General features: G+C 72.6%; 10 protein-coding genes. 1 reads left to right on the forward strand and 9 read right to left on the reverse strand.

All coding sequences use genetic code 11. The features are described from left to right. Window positions 1-5: 5 nt before the first annotated feature. The 5 genes from D3P35_RS22590 to D3P35_RS22610 all read right to left on the reverse strand — a co-directional run bounded on the left by D3P35_RS22590 (window position 6) and on the right by D3P35_RS22610 (window position 12,429). On the reverse strand, window positions 6-1,256 hold the full coding sequence (locus D3P35_RS22590; RefSeq protein ID WP_118138188.1) for a sarcosine oxidase subunit beta family protein: 1,251 nt from the start codon (window positions 1,254-1,256) through the stop codon (window positions 6-8). 242 nt (window positions 1,257-1,498) lie between these two features. Beyond that, complete coding sequence (locus D3P35_RS22595; protein WP_118138190.1) at window positions 1,499-2,848, reverse strand: aminotransferase class I/II-fold pyridoxal phosphate-dependent enzyme; 1,350 nt, start codon at window positions 2,846-2,848, stop codon at window positions 1,499-1,501. Between the two features lie 6 nt (window positions 2,849-2,854). Further along, a complete protein-coding gene (locus tag D3P35_RS22600; protein ID WP_118138192.1) occupies window positions 2,855-10,240 on the reverse strand; it encodes a type I polyketide synthase in 7,386 nt (2,461 codons plus the stop codon). A gap of 205 nt (window positions 10,241-10,445) precedes the next feature. Beyond that, window positions 10,446-11,222 carry an SDR family oxidoreductase gene (locus D3P35_RS22605; RefSeq protein WP_118138194.1) on the reverse strand — a complete coding sequence of 259 codons (777 nt, stop codon included), beginning with the start codon at window positions 11,220-11,222 and terminating at the stop codon, window positions 10,446-10,448. A 4-nt stretch (window positions 11,223-11,226) separates the two neighbouring features. Beyond that, complete coding sequence (locus D3P35_RS22610; protein WP_118138196.1) at window positions 11,227-12,429, reverse strand: capsule biosynthesis protein; 1,203 nt, start codon at window positions 12,427-12,429, stop codon at window positions 11,227-11,229. Window positions 12,430-12,536: 107 nt separating this feature from the next. On the opposite strand from D3P35_RS22610, the gene D3P35_RS22615 reads away from it, so the two are divergent. Beyond that, complete coding sequence (locus D3P35_RS22615; protein ID WP_118138199.1) at window positions 12,537-13,742, forward strand: capsule biosynthesis protein; 1,206 nt, start codon at window positions 12,537-12,539, stop codon at window positions 13,740-13,742. Between the two features lie 131 nt (window positions 13,743-13,873). Here the strand turns inward: D3P35_RS22615 and D3P35_RS22620 are convergent, their stop codons facing one another. The 4 genes from D3P35_RS22620 to D3P35_RS22635 all read right to left on the reverse strand — a co-directional run. After that, entirely contained in the window at window positions 13,874-14,188 is a 315-nt protein-coding gene (locus tag D3P35_RS22620) for a hypothetical protein (protein WP_118138201.1), read from the reverse strand. 276 nt (window positions 14,189-14,464) lie between these two features. Further along, a complete protein-coding gene (locus D3P35_RS22625; RefSeq protein WP_118138203.1) occupies window positions 14,465-15,706 on the reverse strand; it encodes an aminopeptidase in 1,242 nt (413 codons plus the stop codon). Window positions 15,707-16,072: 366 nt separating this feature from the next. Next, window positions 16,073-16,342, reverse strand: coding sequence for a DksA/TraR family C4-type zinc finger protein (locus D3P35_RS22630; RefSeq protein WP_118138205.1), 270 nt, complete (start codon window positions 16,340-16,342; stop codon window positions 16,073-16,075). A gap of 397 nt (window positions 16,343-16,739) precedes the next feature. Continuing rightward, window positions 16,740-18,372, reverse strand: a 1,633-nt coding sequence (locus D3P35_RS22635; RefSeq protein WP_118138207.1) for a capsule polysaccharide export protein, incomplete at its 5' end; no start/stop codon positions are given.

Below are 18,372 nucleotides of genomic sequence, written 5' to 3' on the forward strand. Positions count from 1 at the left end.
TCTCCTCAGTGGCGGTTCGGCTGCGCCCCGGTGCCCTCTTCGTCGAGGACATGGCCGGTGGCGAAACGGTCGAGGCGGAAGGCGCGGGCGGTCTCGTGGCTCTCGCCGGTGGCGAGCAGGTGGGCGAAGGCCCAGCCCGAGGCGGGCGTGGCCTTGAAGCCGCCGTAGCACCAGCCGCCGTCGAGGAAGAGCCCCTCCACCGGGGTGCGGTCGATGATCGGCGAGCCGTCCATGGTCATGTCGGCGATGCCGCCCCAGGAGCGCAGCACCCGGGCGCGGCCGATCATCGGCATCATCGCCATGCCGGCCTCCATCACGTGCTCGACCATGGGCAGGTTTCCGCGCGCGGCGTAGGAATTGTAGAAGTCGATGTCGCCGCCGAACACCAGCCCGCCCTTGTCGGACTGGGAGATGTAGAAATGCCCCATGCCGTAGGTGATGACCGAGGGCAGCAGCGGCTTCAGCCCCTCGGTGACGAAGGCCTGCAGCACCTGGCTCTCGATCGGCAGGCGCAGCCCGGCCATCCGCGCCACCTCCGAGGTGCGCCCGGCCACCGCCATGCCCACCTTGCCCGCGCCGATGTAGCCCCGCGTGGTCTCCACCCCGCGCACCCGGCCGTTCTCGATGCGAAAGCCGGTCACCTCGCAGTTCTGGATCAGGTCGACGCCCCGGCTGTCGGCGGCGCGGGCATAGCCCCAGACCACCGCGTCATGCCGCGCCGTGCCGCCGCGCGGCTGCAGCAGCCCGCCGCGGATGGGAAAGCGCTCGTCGCGGAAGTTGAGGTAGGGTGCGAAGCCGCGCACCGCCTCGCGGTCAATCAGCACCGCGTCCTCGCCGTGCAGGCGCATGGCGTTGCCGCGCCGGGCGTAGAAGTCGAACTGGCCGTCGGAATGGCACAGGTTCAGCACCCCGCGCTGGGACATCATCACGTTGTAGTTGAGGTCCTGCTCCAGCCCCTCCCAGAGCTTCAGCGAATGGGCGTAGAAGGGCTCGTTGCCGGCGATGTGGTAGTTGGAGCGCACGATGGTGGTGTTGCGCCCGGAGTTCCCGGCCCCGAGGTAGGAGCGCTCGAGCACCGCGACATTGGTGATGCCGTGGTTGCGCGCGAGATACCAGGCGGTGGCGAGCCCGTGGCCCCCGCCGCCGATGATGATCACGTCATACTGCGGCTTCGGCGCCGGCTCGCGCCAGGCGGGGGCCCAGTGCTTCTGCCCCGACAGGGCGTTCCTGAGGATCGACAGGCCCGAGTAGCGCATGCGTGATTTTCTCCCCGCTCAGGGAAATTTGAACCACGCCCGCGCCGTTCCCGCAAGGGTGACGGCCGCGGCGGGCCCGCACCGGCGCCGGCACCGGGCGCGGCGGTCGGCTCGGCCGGGGCAGGCGCCCTGCCCGGGAAGGGGGTGACGGTCGGCGGGCCGGAAGCGCCGGCTTCCGGCGGTGCAGGCCGTGCCGGGGGAAGGTGCGCGCCCCGGGGCATGACGCCCCGGGGGCTGCCGCGTCAGGTGCGCAGGCGGGCCATCAGGTCCTCGTCCTGCCGGGCGGTCACCGCCTCGGCGGTCTTGGTGACTGCCTCGTCGATCTGGTGGGCGCTGTGCTCGGAGGTGAGGAAGAAGCGCAGCCGCGCCTGCTTGTCGGGCACCGCGGGGGCGATGATCGGCAGGGCGTTCACCCCGGCGCGCAGCACGTCATCGGCCACGAAGGCGGTGCGCAGGCTGTCGCCGATGATCACCGGGGTCACGGCGAAGCCCTCGGAGAGGCCGGTGTCGAGCCCCGCCTCCCGCGCGCGGGTGCGGAAGCGCTTGCCGTTCTCGGCCAGCCGCGCCACGCGCTCGGGCTCGCGCAGCATGATCTCGAGGCTCTTGCGCGCCGCCGCCGCCAGCGGGGCGGCGAGACCGACGGAAAACACGAAGCCCGGCGCCGAGTAGCGCAGGATGTCGATCAGCGCCTTCGAGCCGGCGATGTAGCCGCCGCAGCTCGACAGGGTCTTCGACATGGTGCCCATCCAGATCTCGACCGTGCGCGGGTCGACGTTCTGGTGCTCGGCGATGCCGCGGCCCGTGGCGCCCAGCACGCCCAGCGAATGCGCCTCGTCCACCATCAGCCAGGCGTCGTGGCGGGATTTCACCTCCACGAAGCGCGGCAGGTCGGGGAAGTCGCCGTCCATCGAGTAGAGCCCCTCGACCACGATCAGCACCCGGTCGAACTGCCGGCGCACGCGGCGCAGGGTCTCGTCCACCCAGGCGAAATCATTGTGCGGGAAGCTCATGCGCTGGGCGCCGGACAGGCGCACGCCCTCGGAGATCGAGTTGTGGATCAGGCTGTCGACCAGCACCAGGTCCTTCGGGCCCATCAGCGTGCCGATGGTCGAGACATTGGTGGCATGGCCGGAGACGAAGCACAGCGCGTCCTCGGTGCCGAGCGCGGTGGCGATGTCCTCTTCCAGCGGGCGGTGATAGGCGTGCTCGCCCCCCACCAGCCGGCTGGCGCCGGCCGAGACGCCGTAGCGGTCCACCGCCTCGGCGGCGGCGGCGCGCACCTCCGGGTGGTCGTTCAGGCCAAGGTAGTTGTAGCTGCCGAAGTTGATGCAGCGCATGTTGCCGATCAGCGTGCGCGAGGGGTCCTCATGCGCGTGCACCCGGAAGAACGGGCTGTCGATGCCGATCAGCTCGGCCGCCGCCTGCTGGAGACGCATCTGCTTGAAGGCCGGCAGGGCGGTGAAGTCGTAGCCGGTGGCGGGCCGGCCGGCCGTGGTGTCGTCGCGCGGCGTCTCGGCGGGCTGGTCCTGACGGCGCTGGCGGCGCGCACTTCGTGCCTGCCGCAGCGAGTCGAGGAGCGGGTTTTCGGCCATTCGAAGTCAGTCCTTGATGCTCGATGCGTGGTCGGTCACGCGTTTCACGATATCCTCGTCGATGGCCTCGGTCACGCCTCCCATGTGCTTGCTCACCAGCTTGTCGGCGTTGTCGTCGCCGGTGACGGTGGCGGACTGGCCGCGCAGCTGGCCCAGGATGCGGCCCGAGAGCTGCGCCAGGGTCATGCCGTCGCCGATGGAGAGCAGCGGGATGGTGATGCCCATCGCCTCCTCGGCGGCGAGCTTGAGGTCCATCGCCATGAGGCTGTCGAACCCGAGCTCCGTGAGGGGCTGGTAGGGGTCGATGTCCGAGGCGGGCTGGCGCAGGATGCGCGCGGTCTCGATGGCGAGGGCGGCGGTGATCTTCTTGATCGCGGCGTCGTCGGAGAGCCCGTCGATCATCGCCATCAGGTCGGCCACGCCGTCTGCCATGCCGCCGGCCTCGCCCATGTCGATGCGCGAGAACAGCGGGCGGCTCAGCAGCGCGAGGTCGCTCGCGAGGCTGCGCCAGCGCATCGGCGCCACCGAGACGGCGGCGTCGGGCAGGCCTGCGTCCAGCACGTGGCGCAGGTTTTCCAGCGCCTCGGCGGCGGTGAGCATGCGGGTGCCCATGCGCTTGTCCAGCACGTCGCGGGTGCGGGTCTCGCGGGTGAGGTAGCCCTGGTCGGCGATCGGGCCCCAGGCGATGGCGAGCCCGGGCAGCCCGGCCTCCCGCCGCTCGGCCGAAAGGCTCTCCAGCGCCGCGTTGGCGGCCACGTAGGGCAGCTGGCCAGGGTTGCCGAACAGCGTGGTGACCGAGGAGTAGAGCCAGAAATGATCGAGCGCGCTGTCGCGGGTCAGCTCGTCGAGCAGCCGCGCGCCGGTGATCTTGGGCGCCATCACGGCGTGGATGTCCCCGGCCGAGAGGTCGCGCTCCATCGCGTCGCGCAGCAGCATCGCGGCGTGGATCACCCCGCGCAGCGGCGCCTCGCCGGCCTCGATCTCGTGGATGATGCCGCGCAGGGCCGCCTTGTCGGTGATGTCGGCGGCGCGGGTCTCCACCCGGATGCCGGTTTCGCGCAGGGCGGCGAGCGCGGGGGCATCCGCCTCGCGCGGGGTGCCGGAGCGGCTCACCAGCCAGACGGCGCTCGCCCCCTGCCCGGCCAGCCAGCGCGCGGTGGCGAGGCCGAAGCCCCCCAGCCCGCCGGCGATCAGCCAGGCATCGCGGATCGGCGCCGGCTCCGGCCGCTCGCGCTGGGCGCGCGGCTGCGGCGGGCAGACGATGATCTTGCCGATGTGGCGCGACTGCTGCATCAGCCGGAAGGCGTCGACGATCTCGGTGCCCTCGAAGATCTGGCACGGCGGGGCGGAATAATCGCCCTGCTCGAAGCCCGCCGCGATGTCGGAGAGCAGGCCCTCCGCGAGGTCGGGCCGCTGGCTCAGCAGCTGGTCGGCATCCACGCCGAAATAGCTGAGGTTCTTGCGGAACGGGCGCAGGCCCAGCCGGGTGTTGGCGTAGAAGTCGCGCTTGCCGAGCTCGATGAACCGGCCGAACGGGCGCAGGCACTGCAGCGAGCGCTCCATCGCCTCGCCGGCGAGCGAGTTCAGCACCACATCCACCCCGGTGCCGCCGGTCCACTCCATCACGTCGTCGGAGAAGGCGAGCGAGCGGCTGTCGAACACCGCGTCGGCGCCGAGGTGGCTCAGCAGCCGGCGCTTGGCCGGCGTGCCGGCGGTGGCGATCACCTTCGCGCCGAGGCGCCTGGCGATCTGCAGCGCCGCGAGGCCCACGCCGCCGGCGCCGCCATGCACCAGCAGGGTCTCGCCCCGGCGCAGGTTGGCGAGCGTGGCGAGCGCGTATTGCGCGGTCACGAAGATGGTGGGCACCGCGGCCGCGGTCTCGAAGGAAGTGCCGGCGGGCAGCCTGGCCACGCCCTCGGCCCCCACGGTGACATGGCTGGCAAAGCAGGAGGGCGCGAAGGCGATCACCGCGTCGCCCTTGCGGAAGCCCGACTGCCGGCCGGCCCGCACCACGGTGCCGGAGCATTCCATGCCCAGCGTGGGGCCGGCGAACCCGTCCTCCAGCGCCTCTTCCGGCAGCAGGCCCTGGGCCCACATCAGGTCGCGGAAGTTGAGGCCGGTGGCGCGCACCTCGATCTCCACCTCGCGCGGCCCGGGGGCGCGGCGGGTGGCGGCGTGCCAGCCAAGGGTGTCGAGCGCGGCCTGCTGGCCGATCTCCAGCCGCAGCGCGTCGCCGGTGCGGGCATTGTCGCGCAGCTCGCGGATCGGCTCGACCCGCGGCGAGAGCACCGTGCCGGGGCCGACCACGATCTCCGAATCGGCCGGGCCGGACAGCACCAGGCTGCACAGCTCCTCCGCCAGCGCCTCGGCCTCGATCTCGGGGGCGAAGTCGATGGTGCGGAAATCGGTCTGCGGATACTCGTTCGCCAGCACGCGCATGGCGCCCCAGGTGGCGGCATCGCCGGGCAGGCGGCCGGCGGCGGGGCCGGTGGCGCCGGGGCGGCCGCCGCGGCACACGGTCCAGATGCGGTGGGGCCGGTGCTCGAGCCCGATCAGGCTGCGCAGGGTGGCGATGCGCCGCTCGGCCACGCCCAGCGGGTCGTCCCCGTCCTGAGCGAGGTCGGCGAGGTGGATCACGTCGGTCGCGGGCGCGGGCAGCACCGGCGCCTCGCCGGCGGTGCAGCACTCCACCCGCAGGCCGGAGGTGGAGAGCGAGGCCTCCACCAGGGCGGCGAGCTGCAGGTTTGCCGGGCGCTGGTCGGCCAGCACCAGCAGGGCGGCGCGCTGGTTCTCGCCGCGGGCCTCGGGCAGGTTCGCCCGCACGGCCTGCTGGCGCGGGCGGCCGGTGAGGATCACCGCCTCCACCGTGCCGGTGTCCAGCGGCTGGCGGGTGATCTCGCGGAACCCGTCGGAGAGCAGCGCCTCCCAGTCCGGCGTGCCGCGCTCGGCCCACCAGGTGGTGCTGCCGCCGTGGTGCAGGTCGCGCGCGAGGCTCGGCGCCGGCTCCACGGCCAGCAAGAGGCCGGAGAGCGCGAGGCTCTCGGACAGCAGCTCCCGCCGCTCGTCGGTGAGCTGGGCGAGGCTGTCGACCGTGAGGATCACGTCATGGCCCAGCGGCTCCAGCGCCTCGGCGAGCGGGCGGATGGAGAGCGCGGGGTCATGCGGCAGGGTGCGGCGCATCAGCTCCACCTGGCGCTCGGTGGCGGCGGTGACGGTGACGGTATCCACCCGCCCGCCGGCCAGCAGCCGCGCCAGCGCCGCCGGCGGCACCGCGCCGAGCAGCAGGATGTTGAGCCGGTCCTCGCCGGGCCAGTGCTCGGCGAGATCGTCGAGCACCCGGGCCGACACCTGCCACAGCGCGCGCTGCGCCGCCGAGAGGTCGACCCCGCCGGGCGCCGGCGCCTCGGCCGGCAGGCCGTCGGCGAGCAGGGCGGGAAGGTCGGTCTCCAGCCGCATCAGGTCGAGCACGTCGGAGGCGCGCTCCGGCGCCTCGCGGATCAGCATCTCGACGAGCTCGTCCATCCCGGGATAGGGGCAGGCGGGCGCCAGCCGGCCGTCCTCCACCGCGCCGTCTTCCTCGAGTGCGGCGATCATCCGCTCGAAGAGCGGCATGGCCGAGGCCTCCACCGTTGCCGGCACGGGCGGCAGCGCGCCGCCCTCGGCATGGGGGGCGACCGCGTCCCAGCACAGGCGGCGGCAGGCGGCGTCGAGCAGCAGGGCGCCGGCGTCGGGGTCGGGCTCGGAGACGGAAGCCGCCCCGAGCGCGCGCAGCCGCGCGGCGGGCGAGGCCCAGCCCTTGGGCAGGGCGACGTTGAAATCGGTCGGGCGCAGCCGCACCAGGCGCTGGCGCCAGGCGATGTCGTCGCGCCCCGAGCGGCCGTGCAGCCGGGCGGCCTGCAGGCGCAGCCCCTCCACCGCCGCCACGGTCTCTCCCCCGGCGTCATGCAGGGTGAGGCGCAGCTCCACCCCGCGCGCCGAGCGGCGGGTGATCTCGATGCGGGCCGAGCACACGTCCGTGCCCGGGCGCAGCAGGCGCAGGGCACCGAAGCGCACCGGCAGGAACACCATGCCGTCGATGCTGCCCTCGGGCGCGTGCTCGGTCACCAGGCGGAACACGCCGTGCATGCCGGCGTCGAGCTGCGCGGGGTTGAGGGCGAGGCGCGCGTCCTGCGGGCCGCGGGCGGGGTCGATGTCGGCCCGCGCCCGGGCGCCGGAGACCCGGACGTTGTCGGCCAGCGCGAAGCTCGGCCCATAGGCGAGGCCGAGGGCGGCGAGCGGCGGGTAGAAGGCCGCGGCCTCCACCGGGGTGCCGCCGGTCACCTCCGCGATCTCCACATGGGCGGCGGAGGGCACGGCGCGCACGGTGCCGAAGGCATGCAGCGCCCAGTCGCCGTCCGAGAGGCGCGGCCGCGCCTCGATGCGCACCACGCCGGTGAGCACGTCGCCGGTCACCCGGGTTTCGGCGGCGCCGGTCTGGGCGTCGAGCACCAGCGGGCGCAGGATCTCGAAATCGGTGAGCTCGACCGTCTCGCGGCCGAGCATGCGGCTGCCGGCGGCCAGCGCCATCTCCACGAAGCCGGCGGCGGGGAACACGATCGCCCCGTCCACCTGGTGGTCGGCGAGCCAGGGCAGGCTGCGCGGGTTCACGTCGCCCTGCCACACGGTCTGGCCCATCATGTAGGCCCGGCCGATCAGCGGGTGGTAGTCCTGCAGGCCCCAGTTGTTGCCGGCCTCGGTGGTGGGCTCGGCGCGGAAGGCGGTGTTGGCCCAGGGGTAGGCGGGCAGTGCCTCCGGCGCGGAGGCGCGCGGGCCGAAGAAGGCGGCGCGGTCGAGCGTGGCGCCCACGGTGAAGGCGGCGGCGGCCATGGCGGAGGCCGGGGTGTCGGCGGCCGCCCCCTGGTCCATCGTCTTGGCGAAGGTGCCGGAATGGCCGAGGCCGCGCAGCTTGTCCTTCACGTAGTTCTGCAGCACCGGGCGCGGCGAGATCTCGACGAAGGTCTGCACCCCCGCCTCGCACAGCGCCTCCACCGCCTCCTCGAAGCGCACCACCTCGCGGGCGTTGCGCCACCAGTAATCGGTGTCGAGCGACTTGCCATGCGCGACCTGCCCCGTGGTGGAGGAGGCGTAGAGCACGGCGCTCTCCTGCGGCTGCAGGCCCTTCAGGTCGTCGATCATCCGCCGGCGCAGCGGCTCCACCGCCGGGCTGTGGTAGGGGTGGTCGATCTCGAGCATCACGCCGGCCACGCGCCGGGTCTTGCGCAGGTGGGCCAGCAGCGCCTTGATCTCCGCGCGGTCGCCCGAGACGGTGACCGAGCGCGGGCTGTTCATGCCGGCGATGCACACGCCCTGCAGGCCCGATTCCTCCAGCGCCGCCTCCACGTCGGCCGGCGCGGCCGAGACCGCGGCCATGCCGCCGGTGCCGCGCAGCGTGTCGAGCGCCAGCGAGCGGGTGTGGATGAGCTGCACCGCGTCGGAAAGCGAGATGATGCCGGCGGTACAGGCCGCCGCCACTTCGCCCACGGAGTGGCCGGCCACGGCGTCGGGGCGCAGGCCCTCGGCGTCGAGTGCGGCCACGGTCGCCATCTGCACGGCGAAGAGCACCGGCTGCGCCACGGCGGCGGAGCCGAGCTGCGCCTCGAGGTCGTCGGCGGCCAGCAGGGCTTCCAGGTCGGCGCCGCCGCGCTCGGCGAAGAGGGCGGCCACGGCGTCGAACGTGGCGGAGAACACCGGGTTCGAGGCGTAGAGATGCCGCCCCATGCCGGCCCATTGCGAGCCGTTGCCGGAGAAGACGAAGGCGGTCTTGCCCGCGGTGCGGGTGCTGCGCCCGGCCACCAGCGCGGCGCTCTTCCGCCCGCCGGCATGGGCGTCGAGCGCCTCGATCAGCTCCGCGCGGCTGCTGCCGAGCGCGACGAGCCGGTGCGGCATGGTCTCGCGCCGCCAGGCGGCGGCATTGGCGAGGGCGGGGATCTCGTCCTCCTCCGCGGCCTCCAGCCGGTCGCGCCAGGCGCGGGCCAGCTCGGCGAGGCTCTCGGCGGTGGCGGCACTCAGCGGCAGGGCGCGCGGGGCCGGGGCATCGGCCCGGGCGCCGCGCTCGGCCGCATCGGCCTGGCGCAGCAGCACATGGGCATTGGCGCCGCCGAAGCCGAAGGAGTTCACGCCCGCCACCCAGGGCCGGTCGCGCCGCGGGATGTCCCGCGCCTCGGTGGCAACCTCGAGGTTCAGCGCGCCGAAATCGATGTTCGGGTTCAGCTCGTTCACGTGCAGCGAGGCGGGCAGGCGGTGCTTCTCCAGCGCCATCTGCGCCTTGAGCAGCCCCACCAGGCCCGAAGCCGGCTCCAGGTGGCCGAAATTGGTCTTGGCCGAGCCCACCGGCAGGGCGGCGCCGCGCGGCTGGCCGAAGCTCTCGCCGATGGCCATCGCCTCGATCGGGTCGCCCACCGCGGTGCCGGTGCCATGCGCCTCGAGGAAGGCGAGGTCGTCCGGGTTCAGCCCGAAGGCCTGGCGCATGTACTCCAGCAGCGCGCGCTGGCGCGGCATGGAGGGCAGCGACATGCCCACCGTGCGGCCGTCGGAGTTGATGCCCGAGCCCATGAGCATCGAGCGCACCGTGTCGCCCTCGGCGCGCGCCACGTCACCGCGGCGCAGGATGAAGGCCACCGCGCCCTCGGAGCGCACGTAGCCGTCGGCCGAGGCGTCGAACGCCTTGCACAGCCCGTTGGGCGAGAGCATCGAGGCGCGCGAGAACCCCACGAAGGGGCCGGGCGACAGGAGCAGGTTCACGCCGCCCACGATGGCGGTGTCGATCTCGCCGCGCGCCAGCGCCTGGGTGGCCTGGTGCAGGGCGTAGAAGGAGGAGGAACAGGCGGTGTCGACCGTGAAGGACGGCCCGCGCAGGTTCAGCAGGTAGGAGATGCGGTTCGAGACGATCGACAGGGTGTTGCCGGTCATGAACTGGCTGTCGATGCGCGGCAGGTCGAAGAAGAACTGGTTGGAGTAATCCGAGCTGGAGGCGCCGATGAACACGCCGGTGCGCTCCGAATCCATCTCGGCCGGGCGCAGCCCGCCATGCTCCAGCGCTTCCCAGACCACCTGCAGCAGCACGCGGTGCTGGGGGTCCATCTGCGCCGCCTCGCGCGGCGAGAGCGAGAAGAAGCCGGGGTCGAAATCCCAGACGGAGTCGAGCTGCCCGGCGGCGAGCGTGTAGGACTTGCCGCGCGCCGAGGGGTCGGGATCGTAGAGCAGGCCGGTTTCGAACCGGTCGTTCCGGATCTGCGATATCACGCAGGTGCCGCTCTCCAGCACGTTCCAGAACGCGTCCGGCGTGGACGCTCCGGGCAGGCGGCAGGCGTAGCCGGTGACCGCAATGTCGTAACCGCTGAAGTCAGTGCTCATGCACGATACCTTTTGATATCTCGGGATGCCATGCCGTCAACTCGCACCCAGCTGCCCGAGTGCACGCGTTCGCCATCAAGGAGTTCTGTCCCCATGCCCGCCACTGTTGTTTTTGCAGTGCAGCATCCTCTGCACTTTAGCTGAAGTATTGACGCCTTCAAGGCACCATTTGCCGGATTCTTCACGATAATTCCGCCCACGTCCATCACCCCGCTTCTATCCGGGCGGCAAAAACCCGCTCGAGACGCTCGGAAATTGCAGGCGGAAGCAGGTTCGCACCCCATGCGAGCAGGGCCAGCGGCAGCGGGAAGATCACCGAGGAACGGCCCCGCCGCGCCCCGCGCAGGATGACCTTCGCGGCATGCCCCGCGCTCACCTCGAAGGGCTTGAAGCCCGCGTGCCGCGCCGACATCGGCGAGGTCACGAAGCCGGGGCAGACCACGGTCACCCCCACGCCCAGCGGCCGCAGCCAGCCGCGCAGCGCGATGCCGTAGGCCCGCACGCCCGCCTTGGAGGCGGAGTAGGAGGGCAGGTCCGGCTGCGGGCGAATCGCCGCCATCGACGAGATCAGCACCAGCCGGCCGGCGCCGCGCGCCATCATCGGCGCCAGCATCGGCTCCACCGTGTTGAGCAGTCCGAGCAGGTTGGTCTCCACCTGGGCGCGGGCGGCGCCCTCGGGCTCCGGGCGGTCCCGCCCGGTGAGCCCGGCGGAGATGCCGGCATTCGCGATCACCAGGTCCACCGGGGCGATGGCGTCCCAGGCGGTGAGGGCGCGGGCCATGCCCTCGGTGTCGGTGACCGAGAGCAGCGCCGTGTCCACCTGCGTGCCCTTCAGCCGGGCCAGCTCGGCCACCGCCTCGAGTCGCTCCGGGTTGCGCCCGATGAGCAGCATCGCGCGGTCCGGGCCGGCCAGTTCGCCCGCCAGTGCGGCCCCGATGCCCGAGGAGGCACCGGTGAGCACGATCCGTCTGAAGTCGGTCATCTGTTCAATCGAACTCCGCTGGGGCGAGCAGCCGCCCTGCCACGGCCTCCGCGCCTGGCCTGGCGCCGGTGCCGTCGAAATTCCCGGGCACCTGTATGGTGGCTCCGAGCGCCCGCTGAAACGCGTCGAGCAGTTCCGGGTCCGGCCGCGGCGGCTGCTGCCAGAAGGCATCCAGACCGTCCTGCGCGGTGAGCCCGGGTACGTCGTAGATCGCGCGGCCGAGGGCGATCACGGGCACGCCTGCGCGCAGCGCCGTCAGTCCCACGGTCGAGTTCACGGTCACAACTCCCACCATCTCCGACAACATAGCGTCGAGATTGCCGCCGTCGAGCCAGATGCAGCGCGGATGCCCGCTGTCACGCACCAGTCGCGCCCAGGGCGCGTGGCCGTTGTCGAGCGGATGCGGCTTTACGATCAGCAGCGCCTCCGGCCCGGCATGGGCCGCGTGGGAGGCGATCACCCGCTTCAGCGTGGCGCGCAGCCCCTCCTCCGGCCCGTGCAGGCGGATCTGGTAGTCCGTTTCGAGCTGCAGGGGCAAGAGGAATTTCGGACCGCGGTGCGAGGCGATGCGCGCCAGCGCCGCCTCGCGGCCGCGGGCGCGGGCCGGGTAGCGGGCCGCCTTGCCCACCCATCCGGCCCATTCCCGCAGGGGCCCGTCGAGCGCATGGGTGCGGTAATGGGGATAGAAGAGCCGCCCGGCCAGCAGGTTGGCCAGGTTATAGGACACGTCCATTGCCGAGAAGGCCGCGAAGCTCGAGCGGTAGGCCGGCCGGGGCAGGGCCGGCGCCCCCGCCGCGAGGCGGCGGATTGTCGCGGGGTCGGAGGGAAAGCGGCTGTGCCCGCCGGTGCCGTCTGGCTCCACGGTGAGGAAGGCGGGCCGCAGGTATCCCTGCTCGACGAGATGCACCCGGACGCCCTCCGGGCGCAGCGCTGCGATCGCGGCGGAATGGATCTCCCGGCCGTCGCCCAGGCTCACCATGTCGGTGATGCCGCGCTCGGCCGCGAGCCGCCGCACGAAGCCCGGCCACTCCTCCCGCCGGCCGCGATAGGCCACGGCGCCCGGGCCGCGCCAGAACAGCCGGTCTCCGGGGCAGAAGAGCACGCGGGTCACTGCGGCACCCCGCTGGCGCAGCGCCTCCGCGAGATGGGTGAAGAACCACGAGTAGGGGCCCTGCAACAGCAGGAAGTGGCGGCTCGGCGACGTCATCTGGCTCCTGGCTTCCGGGCGCGCCCCCCGGTCTCGTGTTGACACCCCACCCCCCACTCTCTATCCACTGCGTCGGACGAGTTGAAGCCCTTTTGCCTTCCGGACCCATGCCCTCCTCGCGATGCTTCCTGTTTCTGCAGGGCCCCCCGGGCCTGTTCTGGGCCCGCCTCGGTGATGCCCTCAAGGCCCGCGGCCACGCGGTGCGGCGCATCAACCTCAACACGGCGGACTGGCTGAGCTGGCCGCGCCGCGGCGCGCACAACTACCGCGGCTCCTTCGCCGGCTGGGAAGGCTGGCTCGCCGACTACCTCGAGCGCGAGGGCGTCACCGACATCCTCTACTACGCCGACCGGCTGCCCTACCACGTGGTGGCGCTGGCCGAGGCGAAGAAACGCGGCATCCGCGTGCACGCCATCGAGTTCGGCTACCTGCGCCCCGACTGGCTCACCATGGAGCCCGAGGCGATGGGCCGCCATTCCACCATCCCGTCCGACCCCGCCGAGATCCGCCGCCTCGCCGAGGGCCGCCCCGACCCCGACATGGAGCCGCGCTACACCCACGGCTTCTGGGCCGAGAGCGCGCGCGAAGTGTCCTACAACCTCGCCATGGTCTTCGGCCGGCCACTCTACCCGCTCTACCGCTCCGACAAGTACTACTGGCCGGTGGCGGAATACCTCGCCTGGCTGGCGCAGCTCGTCGCCGGCGCGGTCACCGGGGGGCGCGACGAGGCGAAGGTCGACGAGGCGCTCTCCGGCGCCTGGCCCTTCTACCTCGTGGCGCTGCAGCTGCAGATGGACTACCAGATCCGCGCCTCCACCGATTACGGCCATATCGAGGAGATGCTCGACGAGGTGGCCGCGAGCTTCGCCGCCAACGCCCCCGCCGAGGCGCATCTGGTCATCAAGACCCACCCGCTGGACTGCGGGCTGGAGTTCTGGCCCCGCCGGGTCGCCCGCGTCGCCCGCCGCCACGGCATCTCCGAACGGGTGCACCTCGTCGACAGCAAGCGCCTCGCGCCGCTGATCAAGGCCTCGCGCGGGGTGATCCTGGCGAATTCCACGGTGGGGCTGCACGCGATCGGCGTCGAGAAATCGGTGATCGCGCTGGGCGACGCGGTGTTCAACATCGCCGGCCTCACCCACCAGTCGGGCCTCGACACGTTCTGGACCGCGCCCGAGCCGGTCGACCCCACCCTCGCCCGAGACCTCCGCCGCGCCCTCGCCGCCCACTGGCAGGTGCGCGGCTCGTTCTACAACCCCGAGGGGGTGAAGGTGGCGATCGAGGGGATTTGCGAGCGGTTGGAGGGGGAGTAACCCGGTTTCCGGCTCATCCATGCCACGGCCAGCGAGCCGCATCGCGGGCATCACATCGCTGCCGTCACGTCATCTGCCGGGCGGCCTGCACGGGCGGGCCCGGCATTCAGGCGAGAGGGCCCGGAAGGCGGTCACGGGGTGACGTCGCTTTTCCGCCCCCTGTAGATGCCGTCATCAACCATCTTCGCACGCCACTCGCGGGAGCGCATCCAGGGCTCCCTGTGCCGTATTCTCTCCACGACACACACGAAGCCGATCACGAAGGCGACGCCCTCGAAGACGCCATCATCATCGTAGACGAAAGCCGTCTCCCCTTCGCGCGTGTTCTCATGCTCGAACTGATAGATGGATTTCTGCCCGGTCTCGTCTTCGGAAATTGCGTTGAAGTCACCCCGGGCCATCCTGATCGTGGCCGGAAGCGTCTTCATATCGAGGTATTCAACCATGTCTTCGCTCCTGTCCGGTACGGCGGGCCCGGAGTGAACGAATCCTCCGGCGCCGCGTATTCAGGCCACCGAGGCAGGCAGGCTTCGCACCTTGCCGGCCTGCGCCCGATGCGTGTCCGGAGCGTTCCCTCACGCGGAGGTTCATCCGTTCGCGACCGTGCTCATGTCCAACCTGCATCGTGAAGCCAGTATCGGATGCATGCCAGTCCGTTCGGAGACAGGGTGGAAACTGCGCCCGGTCCCGGCGCCCTTCGGGCAGGGGCAGGGTCTACCCCCTCACTCCACCCATTCCCCCTTTCGGAACACCGGCACCGTCGCCCCGTCGGCGGTGATGCCGTCGATGTCGGTGTCCGGGCCGCCGATCATCCAGTCGACGTGGATCATGCTCGCGTTGCCGCCGCGGGCCGCGATCTCCTCGGTCGAGAGGCTGGCGCCGCCCAGGAAGCACTTGGAGTAGCACTGGCCGAGGGCGATGTGGCAGGAGGCGTTCTCGTCGTAGAGCGTGTTGTAGAACAACAGCCCCGAGGCCGAGATCGGCGAGGAATGCGGCACCAGCGCCACCTCGCCCAGGCGGCGGGCGCCCTCGTCGGTCTCGAGCAGTTTCAGCAGCACCGCCTCGCCGCGGCTGGCGCGGGCCTCGGTGATGCGGCCGCCCTCGAAGCGCACCTCGATGTCCTCGATCAGGCTGCCCTGGTGCGAGAGCGGCTTGGTGGCGCGCACCCGGCCCTCCACCCGCGCGGCATGCGGGGTGGTGAACACCTCCTCGGTGGGGATGTTGGGGTTGCACACCACGCCGTTCTTCGCCTCCGAGGCGCCGCCGTGCCACTCGTGCCCGTCGGCGAGGCCCACGGTGAGGTCGGCGCCCGGGCCGGAGTATTTCAGCGCCGAGAAGCGCCGGTCGTTGAGCCAGCGCGTGCGGGTGCGCAGGGCGGCGTTATGGGCCTCCCAGGCCGCCACGGGGTCGTCTCCGGTCACGCGGGAGGCGGCGAAGATCGCCTCGGCCAGTTTCGCCACCGCCGCCTCGGGGGCGAGATCGGGGAACATCCGCCCGGCCCAGGCGGCGCCGGGGTAGGAGATGATGCTCCAGTTGATGTCGAAATTGGCGATCTTCTCCAGCGCCGGGCGGTAGGCGACGGAGGTGGCCTTGCCGGCGCGCGACACCCGCTCCTGGTCTTCGGCGGCGAGCAGCATCGGGTCGTCGCCCACGATGGCCATGCGCGCGGCGCCGGCCTCGTAGGCCTTCGCCATGCCCTCGAACATCCAGCCGGCGGCGCGGTCGAAGCTCTCGTCCGGGGCGTTGTGGTAGCGCGCGAGGGTGAGTTCGCTGTCGGAGAACACCGGGGTCACCAGCCCGGCCCCGGCCCGGTAGGCGGCGGCGGCCACGAGGCGCACCAGCGGCAGGGCCTCCACCGGGGCGGTGAGCACCAGCTCCTGGCCCGGCTGCAGGTTCAGCCCCACGCGCACCGCGACCTCCGCGAGACGGTCGAGAAGGCGGGGGTCGATGGCGGTGCTTGTCATGGGAGATCCTTTCGCTGGTCGCGGCCGGGAGGTTCGGCGAAGCCGGGGCGGAGGTCAAGCCGGGGTGTCCGCGACGCGCCGCGCCCCCTCCGGGACGCATCGCGACGGCCGGGGCACTCCGGGGCGGCTCCGGTCAGCAGTCGCCCGTCCGGCTCGCGCGCCGGTGCCTGCCGGCCGGCCCCTGCGGCGCCGGGAGGGCCGCGCGGGTGGCCGGCGCCTTTCCGGAGGCAGCCCTTCGCCGGCGCCCTGCGTGAAGGGACAGGCTGTCCCGCGCCCGGGATGACCCCGGGATGACGGCGAGCCCCGTTGCGCGCCTGCCGGGCAGGGTTTCCGGGCCCGTGGTTGCCCGGGGCGCCACGCGGGCGGCTACTTGAGCTGGCTGTCCTTCGAGCCGCGGCGGTTGATGCCGGCGCGCTGTTCGGGGCGGCGGTCGCGCTCCTGCTGGCAGTCGATGCACAGCTTCACGCCGGGCAGCGCCTGACGCCGGGCCTCGGGGATCGGCTCCTCGCATTCGGCGCAATGGGTGCGGCTTTCCCCGCCCGGCAGGCGGCGGGCCTGCATGCGCTTGAGTTCGTCCTCGATCGAGGCGTCGATCTGTTCCTGTACGGCGCCGTCACGCGCCCAGCCTCCGGCCATGACCCGTCCTCCCGTTGCGGAGCGTTTCGCGCGCCCGGCGCGAGCGGCCGGGCTGCTCCCTGAATGTCGGGTGTTTCGGGCTGTCGCACAAGGGGTCGGCGCCGGGGCGGTGAACGGGGCGGGCGCCGCGCCATGCGGCCTGCGCCCGGGGGCGCGGCGCTGCGCTGCTGCATGGATGGCGGCGCCGGGGCGGGGGAGGTGCTGCCGGCCGCGCAGGCGGAAGCCGGGCACGGGCGCAGGCGCCCGACGCAGGGCGATGCGCGCCCCGGCGGCGCCGCGATGGCTTCTGCGGAGCGCTTGCGGCGCCGGCGGGTGTGGAAGGGGGCAGGCGGCTTCCGGAGCGGGGGTTCCGGCCGTGCCGGGCCCGCCACCCCCGAGGGGCGGCGGGCCGCAGGGGTCAGCGGCGGTCGGTGACGTTGACCACCAGCAGCATCAGCACGCCCCAGATCGCGATCAGCGCACCCACGGTGAGCGCGCTCAGCAGCAGGCGCTGCGGGTATTGCGGCTGCTGGCTGAAGGTGGGCTGGATGTGCGGCGCGAGGTAGCGGCTCTGGCGCCGGGCCTCGATGCGGGCCTCGTCGAAGGCCTTCTGCGCGGTGACATAGGCCTCCTCGGCGAAGCCGAGATCGGTCTTGAGCTCCTCGAACTCGCCCACGGTGCTGGCCAGCGGCACGGCCCTGTCGGGGTCCTCGCTGGTGTTGCCGATCTTGGCCTTCTCCTCGGCGATCTGCTGCTCCACGGCGCGGATGCGCCGGTCGGCCTGGGCGATGCGCGGGTCGTTCTGGCTGGTCACCTCGGTGAGCTCGGCCCGGTCGATCAGCGCCTGCGCGAGGTTCTGCTGCAGCGCGGTGAGCAGGGCCATCTGCACCTCGACGTCCTGGGTCGGGTCGGCGGTCTGCTCGCGGTCGCGGAACTGGCGCAGCTTGAGGCGGATCTCGCGCAGCCGGGCCTGGGCCTCCTCCACGTCGGTGCGCGCGTAGCTGATCGCGTCCTCGCGCGCCTGGGTGGAGAGCGAGTTGATCAGCTGCGAGCTCTCGTCGAGCACGCCCTGGGCGATGTTCTGCGCGTCCTCGGGGGTGAAGGCGAGCGCGGTCACCTCGATCAGCCCCGTGGTCGAATCGTAGTCCACCGTGGTGGCCCAGTTCCAGTAGTCGACGAGGTCCTCGATCGGGTGGTCGGTGCCGAAGGCGAAGATCTCGTCATCCGGGCGCTTGTTGTAGATCGCGCGCAGGTCGAGGTCGCCCTGCAGGGTCTCGACCATCTGCTGGCTCTGGATGAACTCGTAGAGGATGTCGCTGTCCGAGGGGCCGGTGACCGTGGGCAGCGAGACCCCGAGCTCGGAAACCGACGGCGCCTCCTCCGAGCGCACGGAGAAGGCCACCACGGAGTGATACTGGTCCGCCGCCTTCTCGTAGAGATAGTTGATCACGATGGCGGCGGGCAGCAGCACGAGCAGCACGAAGGTCACCGGCATCAGCCAGGCCGGCAGGCGGCGCGGGCGCCGGCCGGCGGCGGGCTTGGCATTGCGCGGCTTGTTGCGCGGCTTCGCCGGCGCGCCCACCTCGGTGCCGGCGGGGCTGGTGAGCGGCCTGTCGGGCACCACGGTGAGGTCGCGGCGCTCGGCGGTCACGCGCGGGCGGGGCAGGTCGTCGTCGTCATCGTCGTCGTCCTCGTAGCGCCGGGCCGGGCCGGACTCGCCGTTGCGGCTCACCGGGGGGGTGTCCCCGGGGCGGTCGGAGGCGCCTTCCGCGCCCGGAGCCGGGCCGGATGCGGGCCCGGATGCAGCGTTGGCCTGGCCGCTCGCGGCGGCGGCCTTCTGTTCCTCGCGGGCGCGCAGCTCGGCCTGGCGGCGGGCGGCGATCTCCTGGCGGATCCGTGCCCAGTCGCCGTCCTGCCGGCGCGGACCGGCCTCGTCGGGGGTGCCGCTCCCGGCCGCGGAGGGCTCGGCCGCGCCCTGCGGGGTCCGGGCCGCCTCGCCGGCGGGCGGCTCGCTGCGCGGGGCCGCGCCTGACGTCGCGTCATTGCCGGCC

The organism is Oceanicella sp. SM1341 (assembly GCF_003448965.1).
In the GTDB taxonomy this organism is placed as follows: Bacteria; Pseudomonadota; Alphaproteobacteria; order Rhodobacterales; family Rhodobacteraceae; genus Paroceanicella.

Bases quoted from the DNA above. Each gene is read 5' to 3' on its own strand.
- D3P35_RS22590 (WP_118138188.1), bottom strand. From the start codon at position 1,256: ATGCGCTACTCGGGCCTGTCGATCCTCAGGAACGCCCTGTCGGGGCAG.
- D3P35_RS22595 (WP_118138190.1), bottom strand. From the start codon at position 2,848: ATGGCCGAAAACCCGCTCCTCGACTCGCTGCGGCAGGCACGAAGTGCG.
- D3P35_RS22600 (WP_118138192.1), bottom strand. From the start codon at position 10,240: ATGAGCACTGACTTCAGCGGTTACGACATTGCGGTCACCGGCTACGCC.
- D3P35_RS22605 (WP_118138194.1), bottom strand. From the start codon at position 11,222: ATGACCGACTTCAGACGGATCGTGCTCACCGGTGCCTCCTCGGGCATC.
- D3P35_RS22610 (WP_118138196.1), bottom strand. From the start codon at position 12,429: ATGACGTCGCCGAGCCGCCACTTCCTGCTGTTGCAGGGCCCCTACTCG.
- D3P35_RS22615 (WP_118138199.1), top strand. From the start codon at position 12,537: ATGCCCTCCTCGCGATGCTTCCTGTTTCTGCAGGGCCCCCCGGGCCTG.
- D3P35_RS22620 (WP_118138201.1), bottom strand. From the start codon at position 14,188: ATGGTTGAATACCTCGATATGAAGACGCTTCCGGCCACGATCAGGATG.
- D3P35_RS22625 (WP_118138203.1), bottom strand. From the start codon at position 15,706: ATGACAAGCACCGCCATCGACCCCCGCCTTCTCGACCGTCTCGCGGAG.
- D3P35_RS22630 (WP_118138205.1), bottom strand. From the start codon at position 16,342: ATGGCCGGAGGCTGGGCGCGTGACGGCGCCGTACAGGAACAGATCGAC.